20 protein-coding genes are annotated in these 21,774 nt (G+C 62.2%); 14 read left to right on the forward strand and 6 right to left on the reverse strand.

The window, feature by feature from the left end:
* Positions 1-81: 81 nt before the first annotated feature.
* Entirely contained in the window at positions 82-1,467 is a 1,386-nt protein-coding gene (locus KEC16_RS04585) for an aminotransferase-like domain-containing protein (RefSeq protein ID WP_211546494.1), read from the reverse strand.
* 74 nt (positions 1,468-1,541) lie between these two features.
* Between KEC16_RS04585 and KEC16_RS04590 the strand changes: the two genes are divergently transcribed.
* Positions 1,542-1,751, forward strand: coding sequence for a DUF1127 domain-containing protein (locus KEC16_RS04590; protein ID WP_211546495.1), 210 nt, complete (start codon positions 1,542-1,544; stop codon positions 1,749-1,751).
* Between the two features lie 153 nt (positions 1,752-1,904).
* A complete protein-coding gene (locus tag KEC16_RS04595) occupies positions 1,905-2,285 on the forward strand; it encodes a hemerythrin domain-containing protein (protein ID WP_211546496.1) in 381 nt (126 codons plus the stop codon).
* Positions 2,286-2,294: 9 nt separating this feature from the next.
* Here KEC16_RS04595 and KEC16_RS04600 read toward each other — a convergent pair whose 3' ends face one another.
* The 5 genes from KEC16_RS04600 to KEC16_RS04620 form a co-directional block, all read right to left on the reverse strand.
* A complete protein-coding gene (locus tag KEC16_RS04600; RefSeq protein ID WP_211546497.1) occupies positions 2,295-3,074 on the reverse strand; it encodes an enoyl-CoA hydratase in 780 nt (259 codons plus the stop codon).
* An 80-nt stretch (positions 3,075-3,154) separates the two neighbouring features.
* Positions 3,155-3,916, reverse strand: coding sequence for an SDR family NAD(P)-dependent oxidoreductase (locus KEC16_RS04605; RefSeq protein ID WP_211546498.1), 762 nt, complete (start codon positions 3,914-3,916; stop codon positions 3,155-3,157).
* A gap of 24 nt (positions 3,917-3,940) precedes the next feature.
* Positions 3,941-4,969, reverse strand: a complete 1,029-nt coding sequence (locus KEC16_RS04610) for an enoyl-CoA hydratase/isomerase family protein (RefSeq protein WP_211546499.1) — start codon at positions 4,967-4,969, stop codon at positions 3,941-3,943.
* On the reverse strand, positions 4,966-6,504 hold the full coding sequence (locus KEC16_RS04615; RefSeq protein ID WP_211546500.1) for a malonate--CoA ligase: 1,539 nt from the start codon (positions 6,502-6,504) through the stop codon (positions 4,966-4,968). Before KEC16_RS04615 ends, KEC16_RS04610 begins: the two co-directional genes overlap by 4 nt.
* A gap of 127 nt (positions 6,505-6,631) precedes the next feature.
* Entirely contained in the window at positions 6,632-7,297 is a 666-nt protein-coding gene (locus KEC16_RS04620; protein ID WP_211546501.1) for a GntR family transcriptional regulator, read from the reverse strand.
* Positions 7,298-7,567: 270 nt separating this feature from the next.
* Between KEC16_RS04620 and KEC16_RS04625 the strand changes: the two genes are divergently transcribed.
* The 12 genes from KEC16_RS04625 to KEC16_RS04680 all read left to right on the forward strand — a co-directional run bounded on the left by KEC16_RS04625 (position 7,568) and on the right by KEC16_RS04680 (position 21,764).
* A complete protein-coding gene (locus tag KEC16_RS04625; RefSeq protein WP_211546502.1) occupies positions 7,568-8,707 on the forward strand; it encodes an isobutyryl-CoA dehydrogenase in 1,140 nt (379 codons plus the stop codon).
* Between the two features lie 35 nt (positions 8,708-8,742).
* The gene (mmsB, locus tag KEC16_RS04630) at positions 8,743-9,633 is read left to right on the forward strand and encodes a 3-hydroxyisobutyrate dehydrogenase (RefSeq protein WP_211546503.1); all 891 of its coding nucleotides are present in this window, start codon (positions 8,743-8,745) and stop codon (positions 9,631-9,633) included.
* On the forward strand, positions 9,630-10,436 hold the full coding sequence (locus tag KEC16_RS04635; RefSeq protein ID WP_211546504.1) for an ABC transporter ATP-binding protein: 807 nt from the start codon (positions 9,630-9,632) through the stop codon (positions 10,434-10,436). Before mmsB ends, KEC16_RS04635 begins: the two co-directional genes overlap by 4 nt.
* A gap of 13 nt (positions 10,437-10,449) precedes the next feature.
* Complete coding sequence (locus tag KEC16_RS04640) at positions 10,450-12,384, forward strand: long-chain fatty acid--CoA ligase (protein ID WP_211546505.1); 1,935 nt, start codon at positions 10,450-10,452, stop codon at positions 12,382-12,384.
* A gap of 11 nt (positions 12,385-12,395) precedes the next feature.
* Complete coding sequence (locus KEC16_RS04645; RefSeq protein ID WP_211546506.1) at positions 12,396-13,289, forward strand: branched-chain amino acid ABC transporter permease; 894 nt, start codon at positions 12,396-12,398, stop codon at positions 13,287-13,289.
* Between the two features lie 4 nt (positions 13,290-13,293).
* The gene (locus KEC16_RS04650) at positions 13,294-14,367 is read left to right on the forward strand and encodes a branched-chain amino acid ABC transporter permease (protein ID WP_211546507.1); all 1,074 of its coding nucleotides are present in this window, start codon (positions 13,294-13,296) and stop codon (positions 14,365-14,367) included.
* Positions 14,368-14,428: 61 nt separating this feature from the next.
* On the forward strand, positions 14,429-15,661 hold the full coding sequence (locus tag KEC16_RS04655) for an ABC transporter substrate-binding protein (RefSeq protein WP_211546508.1): 1,233 nt from the start codon (positions 14,429-14,431) through the stop codon (positions 15,659-15,661).
* 74 nt (positions 15,662-15,735) lie between these two features.
* Entirely contained in the window at positions 15,736-16,560 is an 825-nt protein-coding gene (locus KEC16_RS04660) for an ABC transporter ATP-binding protein (RefSeq protein WP_211546509.1), read from the forward strand.
* 109 nt (positions 16,561-16,669) lie between these two features.
* Entirely contained in the window at positions 16,670-17,899 is a 1,230-nt protein-coding gene (locus tag KEC16_RS04665; RefSeq protein ID WP_211546510.1) for a phenylacetate--CoA ligase family protein, read from the forward strand.
* Positions 17,900-17,923: 24 nt separating this feature from the next.
* The gene (locus KEC16_RS04670; RefSeq protein WP_211546511.1) at positions 17,924-19,420 is read left to right on the forward strand and encodes an aldehyde dehydrogenase family protein; all 1,497 of its coding nucleotides are present in this window, start codon (positions 17,924-17,926) and stop codon (positions 19,418-19,420) included.
* Between the two features lie 14 nt (positions 19,421-19,434).
* Positions 19,435-20,625: an acetyl-CoA C-acyltransferase gene (locus KEC16_RS04675; protein ID WP_211546512.1), complete on the forward strand. Its 1,191-nt coding sequence runs from the start codon at positions 19,435-19,437 to the stop codon at positions 20,623-20,625.
* Positions 20,622-21,764, forward strand: a complete 1,143-nt coding sequence (locus KEC16_RS04680; RefSeq protein WP_211546513.1) for an acyl-CoA dehydrogenase family protein — start codon at positions 20,622-20,624, stop codon at positions 21,762-21,764. The genes KEC16_RS04675 and KEC16_RS04680 overlap by 4 nt, the downstream gene beginning before the upstream one ends.
* The last annotated feature ends 10 nt before the right edge of the window (positions 21,765-21,774 follow it).

The raw sequence follows: 21,774 nt of genomic DNA on the forward strand, positions 1-21,774 counted from the left end.
GGGCTTGGCCCTGCGTTCCAGTGACATTTGCCATGTCCCGCTGATCGGGACCGATCGGCGGTGGCCTGACGGGATTTGGGATTACACGGTCATGGCCAAAGGGGCGCTGCCGCAGGCCAGCAGATCGGCCAGGATGTGCAGGGCTTGCGCCAGCGTCTCCATATCGGGCGGGGCGGTGACCGAAGCGCGGACGCCGTCCATGTGCGGCCGGCCGACGGCGAAGGAATCGGTGGGCGGCAGGCTGACGGCACGGCGCGCCGCCTCGGCGACAAAGGCCGATGACGTCCACGGCAACGTCATCGGTAGCCAGATGTTGAAGGCCGGACGCGGCTTAGCAATCCCCAAAATCTCGCCGGCCAGGGCGATGCGGGCCAAGGCGTCGCGGCGTTGACGTTCGGCCGCTTCCTGGGCGATGCCGGCGTCAATCAGCATGCAGGCCGCTTCCAGCAAGGGGATCGGCAGCGCCAGAGACAAAGCGCCGATGGCGGCATCGAAACGCCCTTTGACCTCGCCCGGCAGCGCCGCGAAGGACGTCCGCAGCCCCGGCGTCACGCTTTTCGACAAGGTGGTCAGGTAAAGCGTGCGTTCCGGTGCGTGCACCAGAATGGGCGGCGGCGCGGTGGGATCGAGAAAGCGATGCACGCCGTCCTCGATGATAAAGGCGTCATGGCGGCGGGCGGCTTCGGCGATGGCCCGGCGGCGGCTTTCATCCAGCGTCGCCGTGGTCGGGTTCTGCACCGTGGCGGTGGTGTACAGCAACCGCGCCCCTTTGGCGAAGCCGCGCTCGACCTCGTCGGGGATCAGGCCGTTCTCGTCCATCATCACGCCGACAAGCGAGCGCCCCAACAAGGTGACCGCCGATTTGAAGCCGGGATAGGTATATTCCTCGGCCAGGATGACATCCCCCGGCCGGGTCAGGGTGGCGATGGCGGCCACCAGGGCCTGCTGACTGCCGGCGGTGACCGAAACCTGGTCCAGCCCCACCTCGGCCCCTTCCAGGGCAAGCCATTTACGCCCCGCCACCCGATGGCGCTGGGCAACGCTTTCCAGATTGTATGACAGCAATTGCGGCAGGTCGGCCCGCTTGGCCAATTGCGCCAGCACCGGCCCGACCGCCCAAGCCCCCTGATCGCCAGAGGGACGGTTGACCGCCATGTTGATGATCCCGGGATGTGGCGCCCAGGCTACCGACAAGTATTGCCCCAGGGCGGAATCTTTTTTGTCGGGATCGGTGACGAAGGTGCCGCGCCCAACCTCGCCCGACAGCAAGCCAAGCCGTTCAGCCTCGGTATAAGCGCGGGCGACGGTGCCGACCGTGACCTTCAGCCGCCAGGCCAGATCACGATGGGTGGGCATGCGGGTTCCCAGCGGCAACCGTTTCGCCGCCACGTCAGCAGCAATGGCATCGACGATGGCGCGGTATTTCGGGCCGGGAAAGGCGGACAGATCGGGGAGCCAATTTGACATGGTTTCAATAATGCAATTGACTCTATTGCCCCGTCAATCATTGATTCAATATCGCTTCAATCGGAGTTGCACCAATGATACGGATCAATTGGACGGGTTCAATTTTCCCCTCTATCCAGATCAATATTCCCATCATCCGGGGAATTGACGCGGTGATGACCTGGATCGAGCGGGCTCAACAGCGGCGGGCTTTGGCTCGGTTGGATGACCGCTTGCTGCGCGATATCGGGATCAGTCGTGCCGATGCCCTGCGCGAAGCCGACAGAGCCGCCTGGAAAGGTTAGCGCCACAACCAAAGAAAATGCCGCATGCGCACATTTGCCTTTGCCGCCTGCATCCCCCGCTTTACACTACCTCTTATTCGCAGCCAGGACGCAGGGGGGGAGGGAAGCCCGGTGCCGGCATACAAAGACAGCTTATTGCGACCAGTCCCCTGGTTGGTTTCGTTTGGCATCGATGAAGGCCAGATCGACGCCGAGCACCGCTCGATGATCAATTTATGCAACGAGCTTTGCTTCGCCGCCGCGACCGACCCGTCGCAGGCGCGCCATAAATTGGCGCAAGAAGACGTCGCCGCCTTATTGGCCCATCACTTCAGCACCGAAGAACGGGTGTTCGACGATATCGCCTTTCCCGATTCCCATCTGCATCGGCGCGAACACGACCATCTGCGTCGGTTGGTGTCGCCGCTGCTTTCCGCCCCGCACGAGACGCAATTCCTCGGCGCCCTGTTGCATGCCCGCACCGGTCTGGTCGAGCATATCATCCGTCACGATCTTGGCTTCAAAAGCCACCTTCTCCACCGTGACGGACGATAGCCCGCATTTTCAGCGATTGATAAACATCGCCGGCCGCTTATCGGCGAAGGCCGCCATGCCTTCGCGCCGATCCTCGGTGGCGAAGGTGGAATGAAACAGTCGGCGCTCGAAACGAATGCCCTCGGCCAAAGTGGTCTCAAAGGCGGCATTAACCGATTCCTTGGCCATCATCACCACCGGCAACGACATCGAGGCGATCTTTTCCGCCGCTTTCAGCGCCTCGGCCTCCAATTCGGCCAACGGCACGACGCGGCTGACCAGCCCGGCCCGTTCAGCCTCGGCCGCATCCATCTGCCGCCCGGTCAGGCACATTTCCATGGCCTTGGCCTTGCCGACGGCGCGGGTCAGGCGTTGTGAACCGCCGGCGCCGGGCATGGTGCCCAGATTGATTTCCGGCTGACCGAATTTGGCGTTGTCGGCGGCGATGATGAAATCGCACATCATCGCCAATTCACACCCGCCGCCCAGGGCGTAGCCGGCAACCGCGGCGATCACCGGCTTTCTGATGGTGGTGACATGGGTCCAGCCGGTGTTGCAGAAATCGCGGAAATACACATCCATGAAGGACAAATCCTTCATTTCCTTGATGTCCGCCCCGGCGGCAAAGGCCTTTGGCGAACCGGTCAAAACGATGCAGCCGATGCCGTCATCGGCCTGAAAAGCATCCAGCGCCAAGGCCAGATCCTCGAATAGCGGCGTGGACAGCGCATTCAACGCCTGTGGCCGGTTCAGACGGATCAGGCCGACCTTGCCCTGGGTTTCCACCAAGATGTTTTCGTACGTGGTCATGAGAACCTCTTCTTATCAAAGCCTGCGCGGCGACTGAGCGGGCCCGTCACGGGCCGCGCCTCACCCAAAGCCCGCGGGCCTTACGCCGGCGGCATCCGCACCGCGCCATCCAGGCGGATGGTGCTGCCGTTGAGCATGGGGTTGTCGATAATCGACAAAACCATGCGGGCGTATTCTTCCGGCAGGCCCAAGCGATGCGGGAACAAGGTCGAGGCCACCAGCGAGTCCAACACCTCTTGCGGCATGCCATTGACCATCGGCGTGCCGAAATAGCCCGGCGCGATGGCCATGACGCGGATACCGCTGGGCGCGAATTCCCGCGCCGCCGGCAATGACAGACTGGCGACGCCGCCCTTGGAGGCGGCATAGGCGACTTGGCCGATCTGGCCATCGAAAGCGGCGATGGACGCCGTGTTGACGATGACGCCGCGTTCGCCATTGTCTTGCGGCTCCAGCCCCAGCATGTCGGCGGCGGCCAGACGCATGACGTTGAAGGTGCCGATCAGGTTGATCTGAATGACCTTGGCGAATGATTCCAGCGGCATCGGCCCCTTGCGGCCGACCACCTTGCCCGGCGTCGCCACTCCTGCGCAATTGACGGCGATGCGAGCCGGTCCATGCGCCTCACGGGCGGCAGCCAGGGCGGCTTCCACCGATTCGGCGCTGGTGACGTCGCAGACCACGCCGACACCGCCGATTTCCGCCGCCACCGCCGTGACGGCGGCTTGGTTGAGATCAAGCACGGCGACTTTGACGCCCTGCTTGGCCAAGGCGCGGGCGGTTTCGGCGCCCAGGCCCGAGCCGCCGCCGGTGACGATGGCGGCACAGTTGTGGATAAGCATGAAGTCCCTCCCTGGGATTTTTATTTAAAAGCTGAGATCGCCACAGGCCGGCACCGTGTCAAAAGCGCGGGCCACCGCTTCGGTGCTGGCGGGTTCGGCCCAGACCGGCTTGCCGTCCTTGTCGATGATGACGGCGCGGATGCCTTCGATGAAATCCGCCGCCGGGGCATAGACCTGGGACAAACGGAATTCCATGGCCATGCAGGCGTCGAAATCCAATGCCGCGCCACGGCGAATTTGTTCGAACGCCACCTTGCCCGCCGTCGGTGACTTGCCGTTGATGGCGGCCAAAGTGTCGGCGGCGAAGGCGTCATCTTCCACCGCCAAGGCGGCCAACACCCCGTCATAGCTGTCAGCGGCGAAACAGCGGTCAATCAGGTCGCGCCGCGCCGCCAGCGGCGCCGGGCCGGGATCGGCATGGAAAGCGTCCAGCACCGCCTTGACGTCCTCGGCCTCGGCCAGGGCGGCGCGCACTTCATCCTTGCGCGCCGATGGGACGAAATGGGTGGCGATGCCGGCATACAGGCAATCCGCCGCCTTAAGCCGCGCCCCGGTCAGCCCCAGATACATCCCCAATTGCCCCGGACAGCGCGGCAGGAAATAAGCGCCGCCCACATCGGGGAAGAAACCGATGCCGGTTTCCGGCATGGCGAAAAGGGTGCGGTCGCCGGCGACGCGATAGCGGCCATGAACCGAAACGCCGACGCCACCGCCCATGACGATGCCGTCGATCATGGCGACATAGGGCTTGCCATAGGTCTTGATCTTGCGGTTCAGCCGGTATTCGTCCCGATAGAAGGTGGCGACATGCTCCATCTGTCCGGCCTTGGCCGCGTCGTACAAGGCGCGAATATCGCCGCCGGCGCAAAACGCCTTTTCTCCCGCCCCCTCGATCACCACCACGGTGACGGCGTCATCGGCGGCCCACGCTTCCAGTTGCGGATGCAAGGCGTGAACCTGATCAAGCGTCAGCGCGTTCAGCGCCTTGGGCCGATTAAGAACGATGCGGCCCAAGCCGCCCTGGCGTTCAAACAGAATTTCCGCTTCGCTCACGATGCTTGCTCCAGGCTGGTTTTCCACATCTCGGCATAGAAATCGCGCAGAACGTTCTTTTGCACCTTGCCCATGGTGTTGCGCGGCAATTCCGGCACGAACACCACCTGCTTGGGCACCTTGTAATTGGCCAGCCGCCCCTTGAGATCGGCCAACACGGCCGCCGCCGACAATTCACGGCCGCTTTCGCCGACGATGATGGCCAGTCCGGCCTCGCCGAAATCCGGGTGCGGCATGCCGATGACGGCGGATTCGACGACACCGTCCAAGCGGTCGATGACGTCTTCCACTTCCTTGGGATAGACGTTATAGCCGCCCGAGATGATCAGATCCTTGGCCCGGCCGACGATGGAGACATAGCCCTCGGCATCGATCACGCCGACATCGCCAGTCTTGAAAAAGCCGTCAGCGGTGAATTCCGCCTTGGTCTTTTCCGGCATGTTCCAATAGCCGATGAAGACGTTGGGGCCTTTGACCTCGATGCCGCCAACCTCGCCCTGGGGCAAGACGACGCCATTGTCGTCGGTGATCCGCACCGCCATGTCCGGCAGCGCCGGGCCGACGGTGCCGGCCTTGCGGGCGCCGACCAACGGATTCGAGGTGAACATGCCGCCCTCGGTCATGCCATAGCGTTCCAAGATGGTGTGGCCGGTACGGCTGACAAAATCGTTGAAGGTTTCCGACAGCAACGGGGCCGAGCCGGAAATGAACAGCCGCATATTGCGGCAGGTGTCGGCGTTCAAGCGCGGACTGGTCAGCAGGCGGGTATAGAAGGTCGGCACCCCCATGAACACGCTGGCTTGCGGCAGCAAGTCCAGCACCTGCTCGGCATCGAATTTGGCACAGAAAATCATCGCCGAGCCGTTCAGCAGCACGCAATTGGTGGCGACGAACAGACCGTGGGTATGAAAGATCGGCAAGGCGTGCAACAGCACGTCATCAGGCTGCCACCCCCATAATTGGTGCAAGGTTTGGGCATTGGCGGCCAGATTGGCGTGACTCATCATCGCCCCCTTGGGCCGGCCGGTGGTGCCGGACGAATACAAGATCGAGGCGACATCGCCGCCGCCACGCGCCACCGTGGCGAAATCGGCCGGCTGGCTGGCGGCTTCATCGACCAAGCTGCCGGTATTGTCGGCGCCAAGGGTCAAGAGACGGGCGGCGATCCCGGTCTTGCCGATGATGGCGGCCAATTGCTCGGCCCGCCCCGGCTGGCAGATCACCGCCGCCGGCGCCGCGTCGGACAGGAAGAATTCCAACTCGTCCGGCTGATAGGCGGTGTTCAGCGGCAACAATACCGCACCGGTCCGCAGACAGGCCATGTAGACGAAGATGGCTTGCGGGGATTTTTCCACCTGCACGGCGACCCGGTCGCCGGGCTTGACCCCCGAGGCCACCAAGACATGGGCGAAGCGGGCGGAAACCGCCTCGAGGTCGCCATAGGAAAACACCGGGCCAGCGGGCACGATGATGAACGGGCGGGAGCGATCGGCGGGAAAGCGCGAACGGAACAGCTCGAACAGATTGTCGGACATGGATGAACATCCTCCCTGGGACGGTCGGCTCTGATGGCCGGCGCGAAATTCAGCGTCCAAGGACTAGCACAGGGATGTTCGTCAGGCCAGAGCTTTGTATCCAAAAATTGACAACATTGGATACAAGCTATCGCATGATGGATACGAATTCCGAGAAAATATCCGCCTGAATGGTCACATGCTTGCGCATGGCGGCTTGGGCGCGGTCAGGATCGGCGGCCAAAATGGCATCCAGAACCTCGCCGTGTTCGCCATAGGATTCGTCGATGCGCTTGGGATGATTGAGCTGATAGCGGCGATAAGGGGCAAGGCGGGCGAACAGCGAACGGGCCATGTCTTGCAGCACCACGTTGTGACTGCCGCGATAGACCGCCTCGTGGAACGCGTGGTTGACGGCGTAATATTCATCCAATTCCCGCGCCGCGCACAAGGCGCAGGAACGGGCGTGCAAGGCTTGCAGCGCCGTCTTTTCCTCGGCCGACATGCGCCGCGCCGCATAGCGGGCGCAAAGCCCTTCAATGTCGCTCATAACCTCGAACATCTGCACCATGCGATGCAAATCCAAAGGCGCCACCTCGGCCCCTTGGCGCGGCTGCTTGACCACCAGGCCGGAATAGACCAATTGCAAAATAGCTTCGCGAACCGGGGTGCGCGACAGACCAAAACGCGCCGCCAGACTTTCTTCGTCCAGACGGGTGCCGGGGCGCAATTGACCGGAAAAAATCTCGGCCTCGATCACCTGGCGAATTTCGTCGGCCCGCGTCGCCGTCTTATCATTCTTCTTGGTGGCCATGGTTCCTCCGCTCCCGTCTGCTGCGGGACTTTATATACTGTTGAGACAAGGTACCCAAGCCGCGCATTTTCGCACACAAAAAAATGCCCCTGCGTATACAGACACTGGACTGCCGAATTGGGTTGTGTTACCCCTGAACCATCGCCCAGCAGGAAACCGACAGAGTTTCCAGGGGCGAGAGGCAGCGTCCGAGGGCACCATTCATCATCCCTCTTGCGCCGCCATTAAAAAAACGTATGTTCGTTTTTGAGCAGCAGGGATGAAACCACGATGCAGTTCGACCTGACCGAAGATCAGGAAGCGTTCCAAGGCGCAGCCCGCGATTTCGCCCAAGGCGAGATGGCGCCCCATGCCGCCCATTGGGACGAAGCGGAAATCTTCCCCGCCGATTGCTTGCGCAAGGCGGCCGAACTGGGATTCGCCGGCATTTATGTCAAGGAAGACGTGGGAGGATCGGCGCTGACCCGCCTGGATGCCGCCTTGATCTTCGAGGAACTGGCCGCCGCCTGCCCCTCCACCGCCGCCTATATCTCCATCCACAACATGGCGGCATGGATGATCGACAGCTTCGGCACCGACGACCAACGGCGCCGCTGGCTGCCCGACCTGACCACCATGACCAAATTCGCCAGTTATTGCCTGACCGAACCCGGTGCCGGCTCCGATGCCGCGTCCTTGCGCGCCAAGGCCCATCTGGACGGCGACCATTATGTTCTCAACGGCACCAAGGCGTTCATTTCCGGCGGCGGGTCGTCTGACGTTTATGTGGTGATGGTCCGCACCGGCGGCCCCGGCCCCAAGGGCATTTCCTGCCTGGTGGTGGAAAAAGGCACGCCGGGCCTGTCATTCGGCAAACAGGAAAAGAAGCTGGGCTGGAAAAGCCAGCCGACCAGCGCGGTAATCTTTGAAGAATGCCGGGTTCCCGTCGCCAACCGCATCGGCCAGGAAGGCGAAGGCTTCAAGATTGCCATGAAGGGCCTGGATGGCGGCCGCTTGAACATCGGCGCGTGCTCCTTGGGCGGCGCGCGCGAATGCTTGCGGCTGGCGGTCGACTACACCAACCAGCGCCAGCAATTCGGCCAGACCATCGCCAGCTTCCAAAACACCCAGTTCCAATTGGCCGACATGGCCACCGAACTGGAAGCCGCCCGTTTGTTGCTGCATCGCGCCGCCAGCGCCGTCGACGGCAAGCAAGCCGGCGCCACCACGCTGTGCGCCATGGCCAAACGGCTGGCCACCGATACCGGTTTTTCCGTCGTCGACCGCGCCCTGCAATTGTTCGGCGGCTACGGCTATATCAAGGAATACCCGATCGAGCGGTACCTGCGGGATCTCCGCGTCCACCGCATCTTGGAAGGGTCCAACGAAATCATGCGCGTCATCATCGGCCGGGCGCTGACCCAAGCCTAAAAAATAACGACGTGAACAGGGAAGGAGACGAGGATATGGCTCAGATTGGCTTCATCGGCCTGGGCAACATGGGTGGCCCCATGATGCGCAACCTGCTGAAGGCCGGACATAGCGTCCGCGTCTTCGACCTGTCCGACGCGGCGCGCCAAATGGCCGCCACCGCCGGCGCCCAGGTGGTGGATACCGCATCCGCCACCGCTCAGGACGCCGACGTGGTGGTATCCATGCTGCCGGCGGGCGAGCACGTCAAGGCCGTCTATCTGGGCAAAGACGGGGTGATGGCCGCCGCCCCCAAGGGCTGCCTGTTCATCGACAGCTCGACCATCGACGTCGCCAGCGCCCGCGACGTGGCCGCCGCCGCCGAAGCCAACGGCCAGATGCTGGTCGATGCGCCGGTCTCGGGCGGTGTCGGTGGGGCCGAAGCCGGCACCCTGACCTTCATGGTCGGCGGCAGCGACGCCGCCTTCACCAAGGCCCTGCCCTTTCTTGAGCTCATGGGCAAGACCATCGTCCATGCCGGCGGCGCCGGCACCGGTCAAGCGGCCAAGATCTGCAACAACATGTTGCTGGGCATCTCCATGATCGGCACCTGCGAGGCCTTCGCCTTGGCGGAAAAGCTGGGCCTGGACGCGCAAAAACTGTTCGACATCTCGTCCAAGTCGTCGGGGCAGAACTGGTCGATGACCACCTATTGCCCGGTGCCCGGCCCGGTGCCGACTTCGCCCGCCAACCGCGATTATCAGCCCGGTTTCGCCGCCGCCATGATGCTGAAGGATTTAAAGCTGGCGGTCGAAGCCGCCGCCAAGTCAGGCGCCTCGGTGCCGTTGGGCTCGCAGGCGTCGCAATTGTACGCGCTCTATGCCGGTTCCGGCCATGCCGGCACTGATTTCTCCGGCATCATCAACATGCTGAGGGGGGACAAATGAACAGCCCATCCCCCTTGCTGGAAGTCCGCGACGTCTCGCTGGGCTTCGGCGGCGTCCGCGCCCTGACCGAGGTCAACTTCCACGTCAACCAGGGTGAATTGTTCTCGATCATCGGCCCCAACGGCGCCGGCAAGACCTCGATGCTGAACTGCGTCTCCGGCCGTTACAAGCCGACCGCCGGCCGCGTCTTCTTCGAAGGCCGCGACGTCACCGCGATGACGCCGAACCAGCGCGCCACCATCGGCATCGGCCGGACCTTCCAAAATCTGGCGCTGTTCGGCCACATGAGCGTGCTCGACAACATCATGGTCGGCCGCCACCACCTGCTGAAGAACAATTTCGCCACCGGCGGGCTGTACTGGCTGGGGGCGCAAAAGGAAGAACTGGCCCACCGCCGCAAGGTCGAGGACATCATCGACTTCCTGGAAATCACCCATATCCGCAAATCCACCGCCGGCACCCTGTCTTACGGCTTGCGCAAGCGGGTGGAACTGGCCCGCGCCATGGCGGTCGAACCCAAGATCATCTTGCTGGACGAACCCATGGCCGGCATGAACCTGGAAGAAAAAGAGGACATGGCCCGCTACATCGTCGACCTCAACGAAGAATGGGGGATGACGGTGGTGATGATCGAACATGACATGGGCGTGGTCATGGACATTTCGCACCGGGTCATCGTGCTGGAATTCGGCCGCAAGATCGCCGACGGCCTGCCCGACGACATCATGAGCAACGAACGCGTCAAAGTCGCTTATCTCGGCGTCGAGGATGACGACGACAAAGCCGCCGAAGCCGTGGCCTGACAGGGGAATGACGATGAGCCACGACTATAACGACGTCAGTCAATTCGACACCTTTCCCAAGCTGTTGATGGAAAACGCCCGCCGTTGGCCGAAAGATATCGCCATGCGGGAAAAGGAATTCGGCATCTGGAATCTGTTCACCTGGACCGATTACCTGGACCAAGTTCGCCGTCTGGCCCAGGGCCTGGCCGCCATCGGCGTGCAGCGCGGCGACGTTGTCGCCCTTTTGGGCAAGAACCGGCCCCAATGGCTGTGGGGCGAGTTGGCCGCCCATTCGGTCGGCGCCCTGTCCATGGGCGTCTATCAGGATTCCATGAATGCCGAAGTCGCTTATCTGCTGAACTACACCTCCGCCTCGGTCGTGCTGGCCGAAGACGAGGAACAAGTCGACAAGCTGCTGGAAATCGCCGCCGAAGTTCCGTCCTTACGCCACATCGTCTATTTCGATCCGCGCGGCATGCGCAAATATGCCGATGACAAGCTGATCTTCGCCGACGATTTGCGGGCCATGGGCGACGATCTGGCGGCCAAGGACCCCAACCGCTTCGCCAATGACGTCGCCGCCGGCAAGGGCGACGATGTCTCGGTGCTGGTGACCACCTCGGGCACCACCTCGAACCCCAAGCTGGCCATGCTGCAATCGGGGCCGTTCCTGCGCCATTGCACCGCCTATTTGCGCGCCGATGAAAAAAGCGCCGGCCAGAATTATGTCTCCATGCTGCCGCTGCCATGGATCATGGAACAGATCTACGCCGTCGGGCAGCCGCTGATTTGTCGCAACATCGTCAACTTCGTCGAGGAACCCGAGACGCAGATGCCCGACATGCGCGAAATCGGTCCGCATTTCGTCTTGCTGGCGCCGCGGACCTGGGAAGCCATCGCCGCCGAGGTTCGCTCGCGCATGATGGATTCGACCCCGCTCAAGCGCAAACTGTTCGATCTGGGCATGAAGCTGGGGATGCGGGCGCTAGACCAGGGCAAGCGTTCGTGGCTGGCCGATATGATTTTGTTCAAGGCGCTGCGCGACCGTATCGGCTTTTCCTATCTGCAATCGGCGGCGACCGGTGGCGCCGCCCTGGGGCCGGATACCTTCCGCTTCTTCCTGGCCATGGGCGTGCCGCTGCGTCAGATTTACGGCCAGACCGAACTGGCCGGCGCCTACACCGTCCATCGCGGCAACGACATTGATTTCGACAGCGTCGGCATTCCCTTCGATGACGCGCAATTGCGTATCGACAATCCCGACCATAACGGCGTCGGTGAAATCGTCGCCCACACCGACGGCATGTTCACCGGCTATTACAAGAACCCGGAAGCGTCCAAGGTCGATATCGTCGATGGCAATTGGCTCAAGACCGGCGATGCCGGTTACATCAAGCCGGAAAACGGTCACCTGGTGGTCATCGACCGCATCAAGGATCTGGCCACCACCTCGAACGGCGTGCGCTTCTCGCCCCAGTTCATCGAGAACAAGCTGAAATTCTCGCCCTTCATCGCCGAGGCGGTGATCTTGGGCGCGGACAAGCCCTATCTTTCGGCCTTGGTCTGCATCCGCTATTCCATCGTCTCGAAATGGGCCGAGCAAAAAGGCATCGCCTTCACCAACTACACCAACCTGTCTGGCCTCGAGCAGGTCTACGCCTTGCTCAAATCCGAGGTGGAGAAGGTCAACGCCACCCTGCCCGAGCCGCAGCGCATCCGTAAATTCCTGTTGCTGTACAAGGAATTGGATGCCGATGACGGCGAACTGACCCGCACCCGCAAGGTGCGCCGTGGCGTCATCAACGAAAAATACGGCGACATCATCGATTCCATGTACGCCGACCGCCCGATGGTGCCGGTGGACGCGGTGATCACCTTCCAGGACGGTTCGACCACTCGGGTCAAGACCGAACTGAAAGTCATCACCTTGCTGCCGCCCCCCACCGTCGCGCAAGCGGCCGAATAGGAGACGCCCCCATGTCCGGCAATCTTCTGACTCAATTGCTGTTGAACGGCCTTATCGTCGGCACGCTGTACGGTGTCGTCGCCATGTGCTTCGTGCTGATCTACAAATCCACCCAGGTGGTCAATTTCGCCCAAGGCGAATTTCTGCTGATCGGCGCCTGGACCTGCTGGTGGCTGGTGGTCGAAGCCGGCCTGCCGTTCTGGTTCTCGTTCCCCCTGACCTTCGTCTTCATGATGGTGTTCGGCATCGCCCTGCAAATGGTGGTGCTGCGACCGCTGATCGGCGAGCCGATCATCTCGGTCATCATGGTCACCATCGGCATGTCGTTGTTCTTCCAGTCGATCACCAAGTGGATTTTCGGCGCCGACGTCCAGCCCTTCCCCGAAATCTTCCCGGTCAAGGCGGTGGATGTGTTCGGCCTGCAAGTGCAGCCGGCCTATCTGATGAGCTTGGTGGTATCGGTCCTGGTGATGATCGGCTTCGCCTGGTTCTTCAAGTATTCCCGCATGGGTCTGGCCATGCGGGCCACCGCCTTCAACCAACAAGTGGCGCAATCCCTGGGCATTTCGGTCAAGAACGTGTTCGCCATGGCCTGGGCCATCTCGGCCATGGTCTCGGCCCTGGCCGGCGTCGTCGTCGGCATGGTCAACGGCGTGTCCGGGGCGCTGTCGTTCTTCGGCATCAAGGTGTTCCCGGCGGTGATCGTCGGCGGCCTCGACTCGATCATCGGCGCCATCGTCGGCGGTCTGATCATCGGCTTGTTGGAAAATTTCGCTGAATATGTCGATGGCCAATGGCTGCATCTCGGCAATCTGTACACCGTGGCGCCGTTCTATGTGCTGATCATCATCTTGATGATCAAACCCTACGGCCTGTTCGGCACTCACAAGATCGAAAGGGTCTAGGCCGATGATCTCCTCCAGCCTGATCCCCTGCGGACAGTTCAAGACCAGCTATGCCAAGGACACCACCATTTTCGACACCCCGGTGATGCGGGCGTGGGCGGTGGGCGCCGTCTTGCTGCTGATCGCCACCCCCATGCTGGTCAACAATTACTATCTCAGCTTGTTGATCCAGATCGGTTTCATGGGCATCGCCGCCCTGGGGCTGAACATCCTGGTCGGCTATACCGGGCAAATCTCGTTGGGCCATGCCGGCTTTTTCGGCTTCGGCGCCTTTGCCTCGGCCTGGCTGAACAACAAATTCGGCGTGCCGGTGATGCTGGCCATTCCGCTGGCGGCGGCGATGACCACCGTGCTTGGCTTGCTGTTCGGCATCCCGGCCGGACGTTTGAAGGGCCTGTATCTGGCCATCGCCACCTTCGCCTCGCAATTCATCTTGGAAGATTTCTTCGCCCGCGCCGATTGGTTCTCGGGTGGTTCCAGCGGCGCCGCCGCCGCGCCGGTCAATCTGTTCGGCTATGAATTGTCCGGCGACAAGGGCTTCTTTTACGTGGTCCTGTTCTGGGTGGTGGTGATGTTCCTGATCGGCAGCAACCTGCTGCGCACCCGAGACGGCCGCGCCTTTATCGCCGTGCGCGACCATTACCTGTCGGCCGAGGTCATGGGCATCAACCTGACCAAGTACCGCATCTTGTCGTTCGGCCTGTCATCGTTTTACGCCGGCCTGGGCGGCGCCCTTTACGGCCATTACCTGGGCTTCGTCTCGGCCGAGGGCTTCACCATCCTGATGTCCATCGAATTCCTTGGCATGATCATCATCGGCGGCCTGGGATCGGTTGCCGGCACCTTGATGGGCACCACCTTCATGGTGTTGCTGCCGGAAGTGATGGCCGGCAGCGTCTCGATCACCAAAAGCCTGATCGGGGGCGATGTCGGCTGGCTGACCGAAGGTCTGGCCTATATCAAGCAGGCTTCCATCGGCCTTGCCATCATCTTGTTCCTGATCTTCGAGCCGGACGGATTGGTCCATCGCTGGCGCCTGATCCGTTCCTACTGGAAGCTTTATCCGTTCTCTTACTAAGCCAATAACGAGGCCCCCAAGGGTCCGCTTCAATCCAAAAACACATTGGGAGGAAATACGAATGCGCAAACTTCTTCTGGCCAGTGCCGCTTTGACCCTGGTCACCGTCCAGGCCGCTCAGGCCGAGGACATTTTCGTTGGTCATCTGGCCGATCTCACCGGCGCCACCGCTTCGGTGTCCAAGCCGTTCGCCGCCGGCGTCGCCGACGCCATGACCTACATCAACGCCCATGGCGGCGTCGGTGGCTCCAAGATCAATTTCGAGACCGTCGACTATTCCTATCAGGTGCCGCGCGCCATGGCGCAGTACAAGAAATGGACGTCGGAAACCAAGATGGCGGCCATCCAGGGTTGGGGCACCGGCGACACCGAAGCGTTGTCGTCCACCGTCGCCAAGGATGAGATCCCCTATTTCTCCGCCTCTTATTCCGGCCACCTGACCGACCCCATGGGCAAGACCTCGGCCAAGCCGGCGCCTTATAACTTCTTCTATGGTCCCAGCTACACCGACGGCTGTCGCGGTCTGGTCGATTGGGCCGCCGCCGATTGGAAGAAGAAGGGCGGCAAGGGCCAGCCGAAATTCGTCCATATGGGCGACAATCACCCCTATCCAAACGCTCCCAAGGATGCTTGCGGCGCTTTTGCCAAGGAAAAGGGCTTCGAAATCCTCAACCCGATCCAATATTCGCTCAAGCCGGGCGATTTCAAGGCCCAGTGTCTGTCCTTGAAGGAATCGGGCGCGGATTACGCTTATCTGGCCAACACCGCCGGCTCGACCATCTCGTTGCTCAAAAGCTGCGAAACGGTCGGCACCAAGGCCCAGTTCATGGGCAATATCTGGGGCATGGACGAAGCCGGTCTGAAGGCTTCGGGCGAAGCCGCCAACGGCATGGTCTGGGTTGTCGCCGCCGCCACCTGGCACGACAATACGCCGGGCATGGCCTTGGTGCGTGAAATCTCCAAGGTCTCCGATCCTTCCGGCAAGGAAGACCGTCCGGTGCATTACATGCGCGGCGTCTGCTCGGCCTATTACATGAAGGAAGCCATGGACATCGCCGCCACCATGCCCGGCGGCGTCACCGGCCCCAACATCAAGGCCTCCATGTACAAAAAGGCCAATTGGGTTCCCGCCGGTCTGGAAGGCGTCTGCCTGCCGTCGTCGTGGAAGGCCGACGACCATCGCGGCAGCACCCAGGTGATGGTCTATCAGGCCGATGTGAAGGGCGATTCCATCTCCATGCACAAGGTCCACAGCGTCGAGCTGCCCCGCCGCCCCGAGTGGCTGGGCTGGTAATCAGCACGTGAAACCGGGTGGTCCGGTCCCGCCGGACCACCCTTTTTACCCTTTGCCTTGAAGGTAGTCCGATCATGGCCGAACCCGCCTTGAAGCTCGCCCCGGAAGAGCCGTTGCTGTCCGTCAATAACATCGAAGTCGTCTATGACGACGTCATCTTGGTGCTGCGCGGTGTCAGCCTGGAAGTGCCCAAGGGCAAGGTGGTCACCCTGCTTGGCCCCAACGGCGCCGGCAAATCGACCACGCTGAAAGCCATTTCCGGCCTGCTGGCCACCGAAGACGGCGAAGTCACCCGCGGTTCCATCACCTTCGAGGGCGAGGAAATCGCCAACAAGAACCCGGAAGACATCGTTCGTCGCGGCATCTTCCAGGTGATGGAAGGCCGCCGCATCGTCGAGGACATGACCTGCCTGGAAAACCTGCGCCTGGGCGCCTTTACCCGCCGCGACGGCGGGGCGGCCATCCGCAACGATATCGACATGGTCTACAATTATTTCCCCCGCCTGAAGGAACGCACCGGCATGGCCGGTTACCTGTCGGGCGGCGAACAGCAGATGCTGGCCATCGGTCGCGCCCTGATGGCGCGCCCCAAGATGATCTTGCTGGACGAGCCGTCCATGGGCCTGTCGCCGCTGTTGGTCAAGGAAGTGTTCGGCATCATCGAACAGCTTTGCCATGACCTGGGCATCACCATCTTGCTGGTCGAACAAAACGCCCGCATGGCCCTGAAAGTCGCCGATTTCGGCTACATCATGGAATCGGGCAAGATCATGCTTGATGGCGCCAAGGAAGACCTGATCAACAACGAAGACGTCAAAGAGTTCTATCTGGGCGGCGACAAGGAACGGAAATCGTTCAAGAACCTGAAATCCTACAAGCGCCGTAAGCGCTGGCTGTAACCCCCCTCTTCACGCCCGCGCCAGCGGGCATCTTGGGGTTGCGGAAACAATATTGGGGCACCTTCAGGACTCCCGCCCAGGCGGGAGTGACGGAGCGAAAGAAAACCAGATGAACGAATTCTACGATGCCAGCGAAACCCGTTCGACCGATGCGCGCGAAGCGGCCTTGTTCGCCGCGCTGCCCGGCCAGATCGCCCACGCCAAGGCCAAGGCCACCTATTTCGCCACCGTGCTGGCCGATGTGAACCCGGCCGACATCGCCGACCGCGCCGCCTTGGCCCGTCTGCCGGTGACCCGCAAATCCGATCTGATCGACCTGCAACAAGCCGCTCCCCCGTTCGGGGGATTGACCGCCACCGACAAATCCAAGCTGTTCCGCGTTTTCGCCTCGCCCGGTCCGATCTATGACCCGGAAGGCGGCGGCACGGATTGGTGGCGCATCGGCCGCGCCCTGTGGGCCGCCGGTTTCCGCCCCGGCGAGCTGATGCACAATTGCTTTTCCTATCACTTCACCCCCGGCGGCATCATGTTTGAAACCGCCGCCCATGCCATCGGTTGCCCGGTGTTTCCGGCTGGTGTCGGCAACACCGAACAACAGGCCCGCGCGGTGGCCGATCTGCGTCCCGCCGGCTATTCTGGCACCCCGTCCTTCCTCAAGATCATTTTGGAAAAGGCGGTCGAGATGGGGCTGGATCATTCGTCGCTGACCAAGGCCTGCGTCTCGGGCGAGGCCTTGCTGCCGCCGCTGCGGCAATCCTTGAACGATCTTGGCGTCGATGTGGTGCAAGCCTATGCCACCGCCGATCTGGGCCTGATCGCCTATGAGAGCAAGGCCAAGGAAGGCTTGGTCGTCGATGAGGGCATCATCGTCGAAATCGTCCGCCCCGGCACCAACGACCCCGTCGTCGCCGGCGAAGTGGGCGAAGTGGTGGTGACCAGCTTCAATCCCGATTACCCGCTGATCCGCTTTGGCACCGGCGATCTGTCGGCGGTCCTGGCCGGTCACAGCCCGTGCGGCCGCACCAATATGCGCCTCAAGGGGTGGATGGGCCGGGCCGATCAGACCACCAAGATCAAGGGCATGTTCGTCCATCCGCGCCAGATCAACGACGTCGCCAAGCGCTTTGACGTCATCGCCCGCGCCAAGCTGGTGGTGGAAAAGGATGGCGACGCCGACCGCATGACCCTGCATGTCGAAAGCGCCGATCACAGCGAGTCCCTGGCCGCCAGCATCCGCGACACCATGCAATCGGTGTGCAAGCTGAAAGGCAACGTCGCTTTCCACGCCCCCGGCGCCTTGCCCAATGACGGCAAGGTCATCGAAGACAAGCGCAGCTAACCAAGAAACAAGGACAGACATCCCATGACCGTGTCGACCTCTCTCGAACTTGATCCCTTCAAGCTGGCCAAGTCCCTGTCGGGATTGAACTTCATTGCCGGCGAATTCCGTCCCGCCATGTCGGGCAAGACCTTCGACGTGCGCAATCCGGCCACCGGGGAAAAGGTCGCCACCGCGCCGTTCTCGGAACGGGCCGATGTCGATGCCGCCGTCAAGGCCGCCAAGGCGGCGCAAAAGGAATGGGCCAAACTGCCGGCGCGCAATCGCGGCAAGCTGGTGGCCGAATGCGGCCGCGTGCTGGCCGATCATGTCGAGGAATTGGGCCGCCTGCTGGCGCTGGAAACCGGCAAGGCGCTGCGCACCGAAAGCCGGGTCGAAGCCGGCGTTCTGGCCGACATGTTCGTGTTCTTCGGCGGTCTGGCCAGCGAACTCAAGGGCGAGACCGTTCCCTTCCACCCCGACATGATGACCATGACCGTGCGCGAGCCGGTCGGCGTCGTCGGCGCCATCATCCCGTGGAACGTGCCCTTGCTGTTGATGGCGATGAAGGCCGCCGCCGCCCTGGTCGCCGGCAATGCCGTGGTGGTCAAATCGGCGGAAGAAGCGCCCTTGACCGTGCTGCGCGTCACCCAGATCATGAACAAAGTGCTGCCGCCCGGCCTGTTTTCCATCCTCGCCGGTTTCGGCCCGGAATGCGGCGCGCCGCTGGTCGAACATGTCGACGTCAAGAAAGTCACCTTCACCGGTTCGGTCGAAACCGGCAAGATCGTCTATAAGGCCGCCGCCGAAAAGCTGATCCCGGTGACCCTGGAACTGGGCGGCAAGAGCCCGATGATCGTCTGTGCCGACGCCGACATGGAAAAAGCGGTGGCCGGCGCCATCGCCGGCATGCGCTTTACCCGCCAGGGCCAAAGCTGCACCGCGTCCTCGCGCATTTTCGTCCATGAAAGCATTCATGACGAATTCGTCCGCAAGGTTCAGGAAAAGGTCAATTCCATGGTCATGGGCGATCCCTTGGACGAAAAGACCGATATCGGCACCATCATTTCCGACGGCCAATTCGACCGTGTTCACAGCTACATCAAATTGGGCCGTGAAACCAAGGGCGCGACCGAAATCGCGCTCTCGGCCATGCCCACCGACCCCAAGCTGGAAAAGGGCTTTTTTGTCCAGCCGCGCATCTTCACCGGGGTGACCAATGACGACCGCATCGCCCGCGAGGAAATCTTCGGCCCGGTCTGCTGCGTCATCAAGTGGACCGATTTCGATGGCGTGATCGAAGCCGCCAACGACAGTGATTACGGCCTGGGCGCCACCATCTGGACCACCAATCTGAAGATGGCCATGGATGCCACCCGGCGCTTGGAAGCCGGCTTCGTCCAGGTCAACCAGAATCTGGTGGTGCAGCCCAACCTGTCCTATGGCGGCGTCAAGGCCTCGGGCCTGGGCAAGGAGGCTTCGCTGGAATCCATGCTGGAGCACTTCACCCACAAGAAGACCATCATCATCAACATGCTGTGAGAAGAGAGCAGTCCATGACCACCGATCCCTCCAAGGACCCCATCGTCATCGTCGGTTCCGCCCGCACCCCCATGGGCGGCTTTCAGGGCGAATTGTCAGGTCTGACCGCCAGCCAATTGGGCGCCCACGCCATCAAGGCGGCGCTCACCCGGGCCAATGTCGCCGCCGATCAGGTGGAAGAGGTGATCATGGGCTGCGTCCTGCCCGCCGGCCAGGGCCAGGCTCCGGCGCGTCAAGCGTCACGCGGCGCCGGCATCCCCGATTCCACCGGGGCGACCACGGTCAACAAGATGTGTGGTTCGGGCATGCAGGCGGCCATGTTCGCCCATGACATGCTGATCGCCGGCACCAACAAGGTGATGGTGGCCGGCGGCATGGAAAGCATGACCAACGCGCCTTATCTGCTCGACAAGGCCCGTGGCGGCTATCGCATGGGCCATGGTCGGGTGATGGATCACATGTTCCTTGACGGGCTGGAAGACGCCTATGACAAGGGACGACTGATGGGCACCTTCGCCGAGGATTGCGCCCAGGCGTATCAGTTCAGCCGCGAAGCCCAGGATAATTTCGCCCTGGCCTCGTTGGACCGCGCCCGCAAGGCCGCCAATCTCGCCGCTGAAATCGCGCCCTTGACCATCAGCACCCGCAAGGGCGAAACCGTGCTGGCCGAGGACGAGCAGCCGCGCAAGGCCTTGCCCGACAAGATTCCGACGCTCAAGCCCGCGTTCCGCGACGGCGGCACGGTGACGGCGGCCAATTCCTCGTCCATTTCCGACGGCGGCGCCGCCTTGGTGATGATGAAGCTGTCCGAGGCGGAAAAGCGCGGCCTGACACCCCTGGCCGCCATTCGCGGCCATTCCACCTTTGCCCAGGCTCCCAATCTGTTCACCACCGCCCCGGTCTTCGCCATGCGCAACCTGCTGGCCAAGCTGAACTGGCAGGCCGGCGCCGTCGATTTGTACGAAATCAACGAAGCCTTCGCCGTCGTCACCATGGCGGCCATGCGGGATCTGGATCTGCCGCACGACAAGGTCAATGTTCATGGCGGGGCCTGCGCCCTGGGGCACCCCATCGGCGCCTCGGGCGCGCGTATCCTCGTCACCCTGCTGTCGGCCTTGCAAAAGTACGACCTGAAAAAGGGCGTTGCCTCGCTGTGTATCGGCGGCGGTGAAGCCACCGCCCTGGCAGTGGAGCGGCTGACATGATCCTGAGCGAAGAACAAAACCTCATCCGCGACACCGCACGGGCCTTCGCCCGCGAGCGTCTGGCGCCGGGCGCGGAAATGCGCGACCGGGACCATGCCTTTCCGGCGGCCGAACTGGCGGAAATGGGGGAATTGGGCTTTATGGGCATGGTGGTGCCGCCGGAATATGACGGCGCCGGCACCGATTACGTCTCTTATGCCCTGGCGCTGATGGAAATCGCCGCCGGCGAAGGGGCGACCTCGACCATCATGAGCGTGCACAACTCGGTCGGTTGCATGCCGATCCTGAAATTCGGCACCGAGGCGCAAAAGCAACACTATCTTCGCCCGATGGCGCGGGGCGAATGGATCGGCTGTTTCTGCCTGACCGAACCGGAAGCCGGATCCGACGCCGCCGCCATCAAGACCCGCGCCCGCAAGGCCGGCGATTTTTACGTCCTTGACGGCTCGAAGCAATTCATCACTTCGGGCAAGAACGCCAAGGTAGCCATCGTCTTCGCCGTCACCGACCCGGCGGCGGGGAAAAAGGGGCTGTCGGCCTTTATCGTTCCCACCGACACCCCCGGTTGGAATGTGGCCCGCATCGAAGACAAGCTGGGGCAGCATGCCTCGGACACCTGCCAGATCATTTTGGAGGATTTGCGCATCCCCGCCGCCAACCTGCTGGGGGCGGAAGGCGAAGGCCTCAAGATCGCCCTGGCCAATCTAGAGGGCGGACGCCTGGGCATCGCCGCCCAATCGGTGGGCATGGCCAGCGCCGCGCTGGAACACGCCACCGCCTACGCCAAGGACCGCAGGCAATTCGGCAAGGCCATCATCGAACATCAGGCGGTGGCCTTCCGGCTGGCCGACATGGCCACCCGCATCGAAGCGGCGCGGCAATTGGTCCTGCACGTCGCCACCTTGCGCGACGCCGGTCAGCCTTGCTTGAAGGAAGCGTCCATGGCCAAATTGCTGGCCAGTGAAACAGCGGAAAAAGTTTGCTCGGACGCCATTCAAATTCACGGCGGCTATGGGTATCTTGCCGATTTCCCGGTAGAACGCATTTACCGCGACGTCCGGGTTTGTCAGATTTACGAAGGCACCAGCGACATCCAACGGCTGGTCATTGCCCGCGCCCTGGCGGCGGAAGCGGGCTAACGGAGAGTAA

Source organism: Magnetospirillum sulfuroxidans, assembly GCF_018224925.1.
GTDB lineage: Bacteria > Pseudomonadota > Alphaproteobacteria > Rhodospirillales > Magnetospirillaceae > Magnetospirillum > Magnetospirillum sulfuroxidans.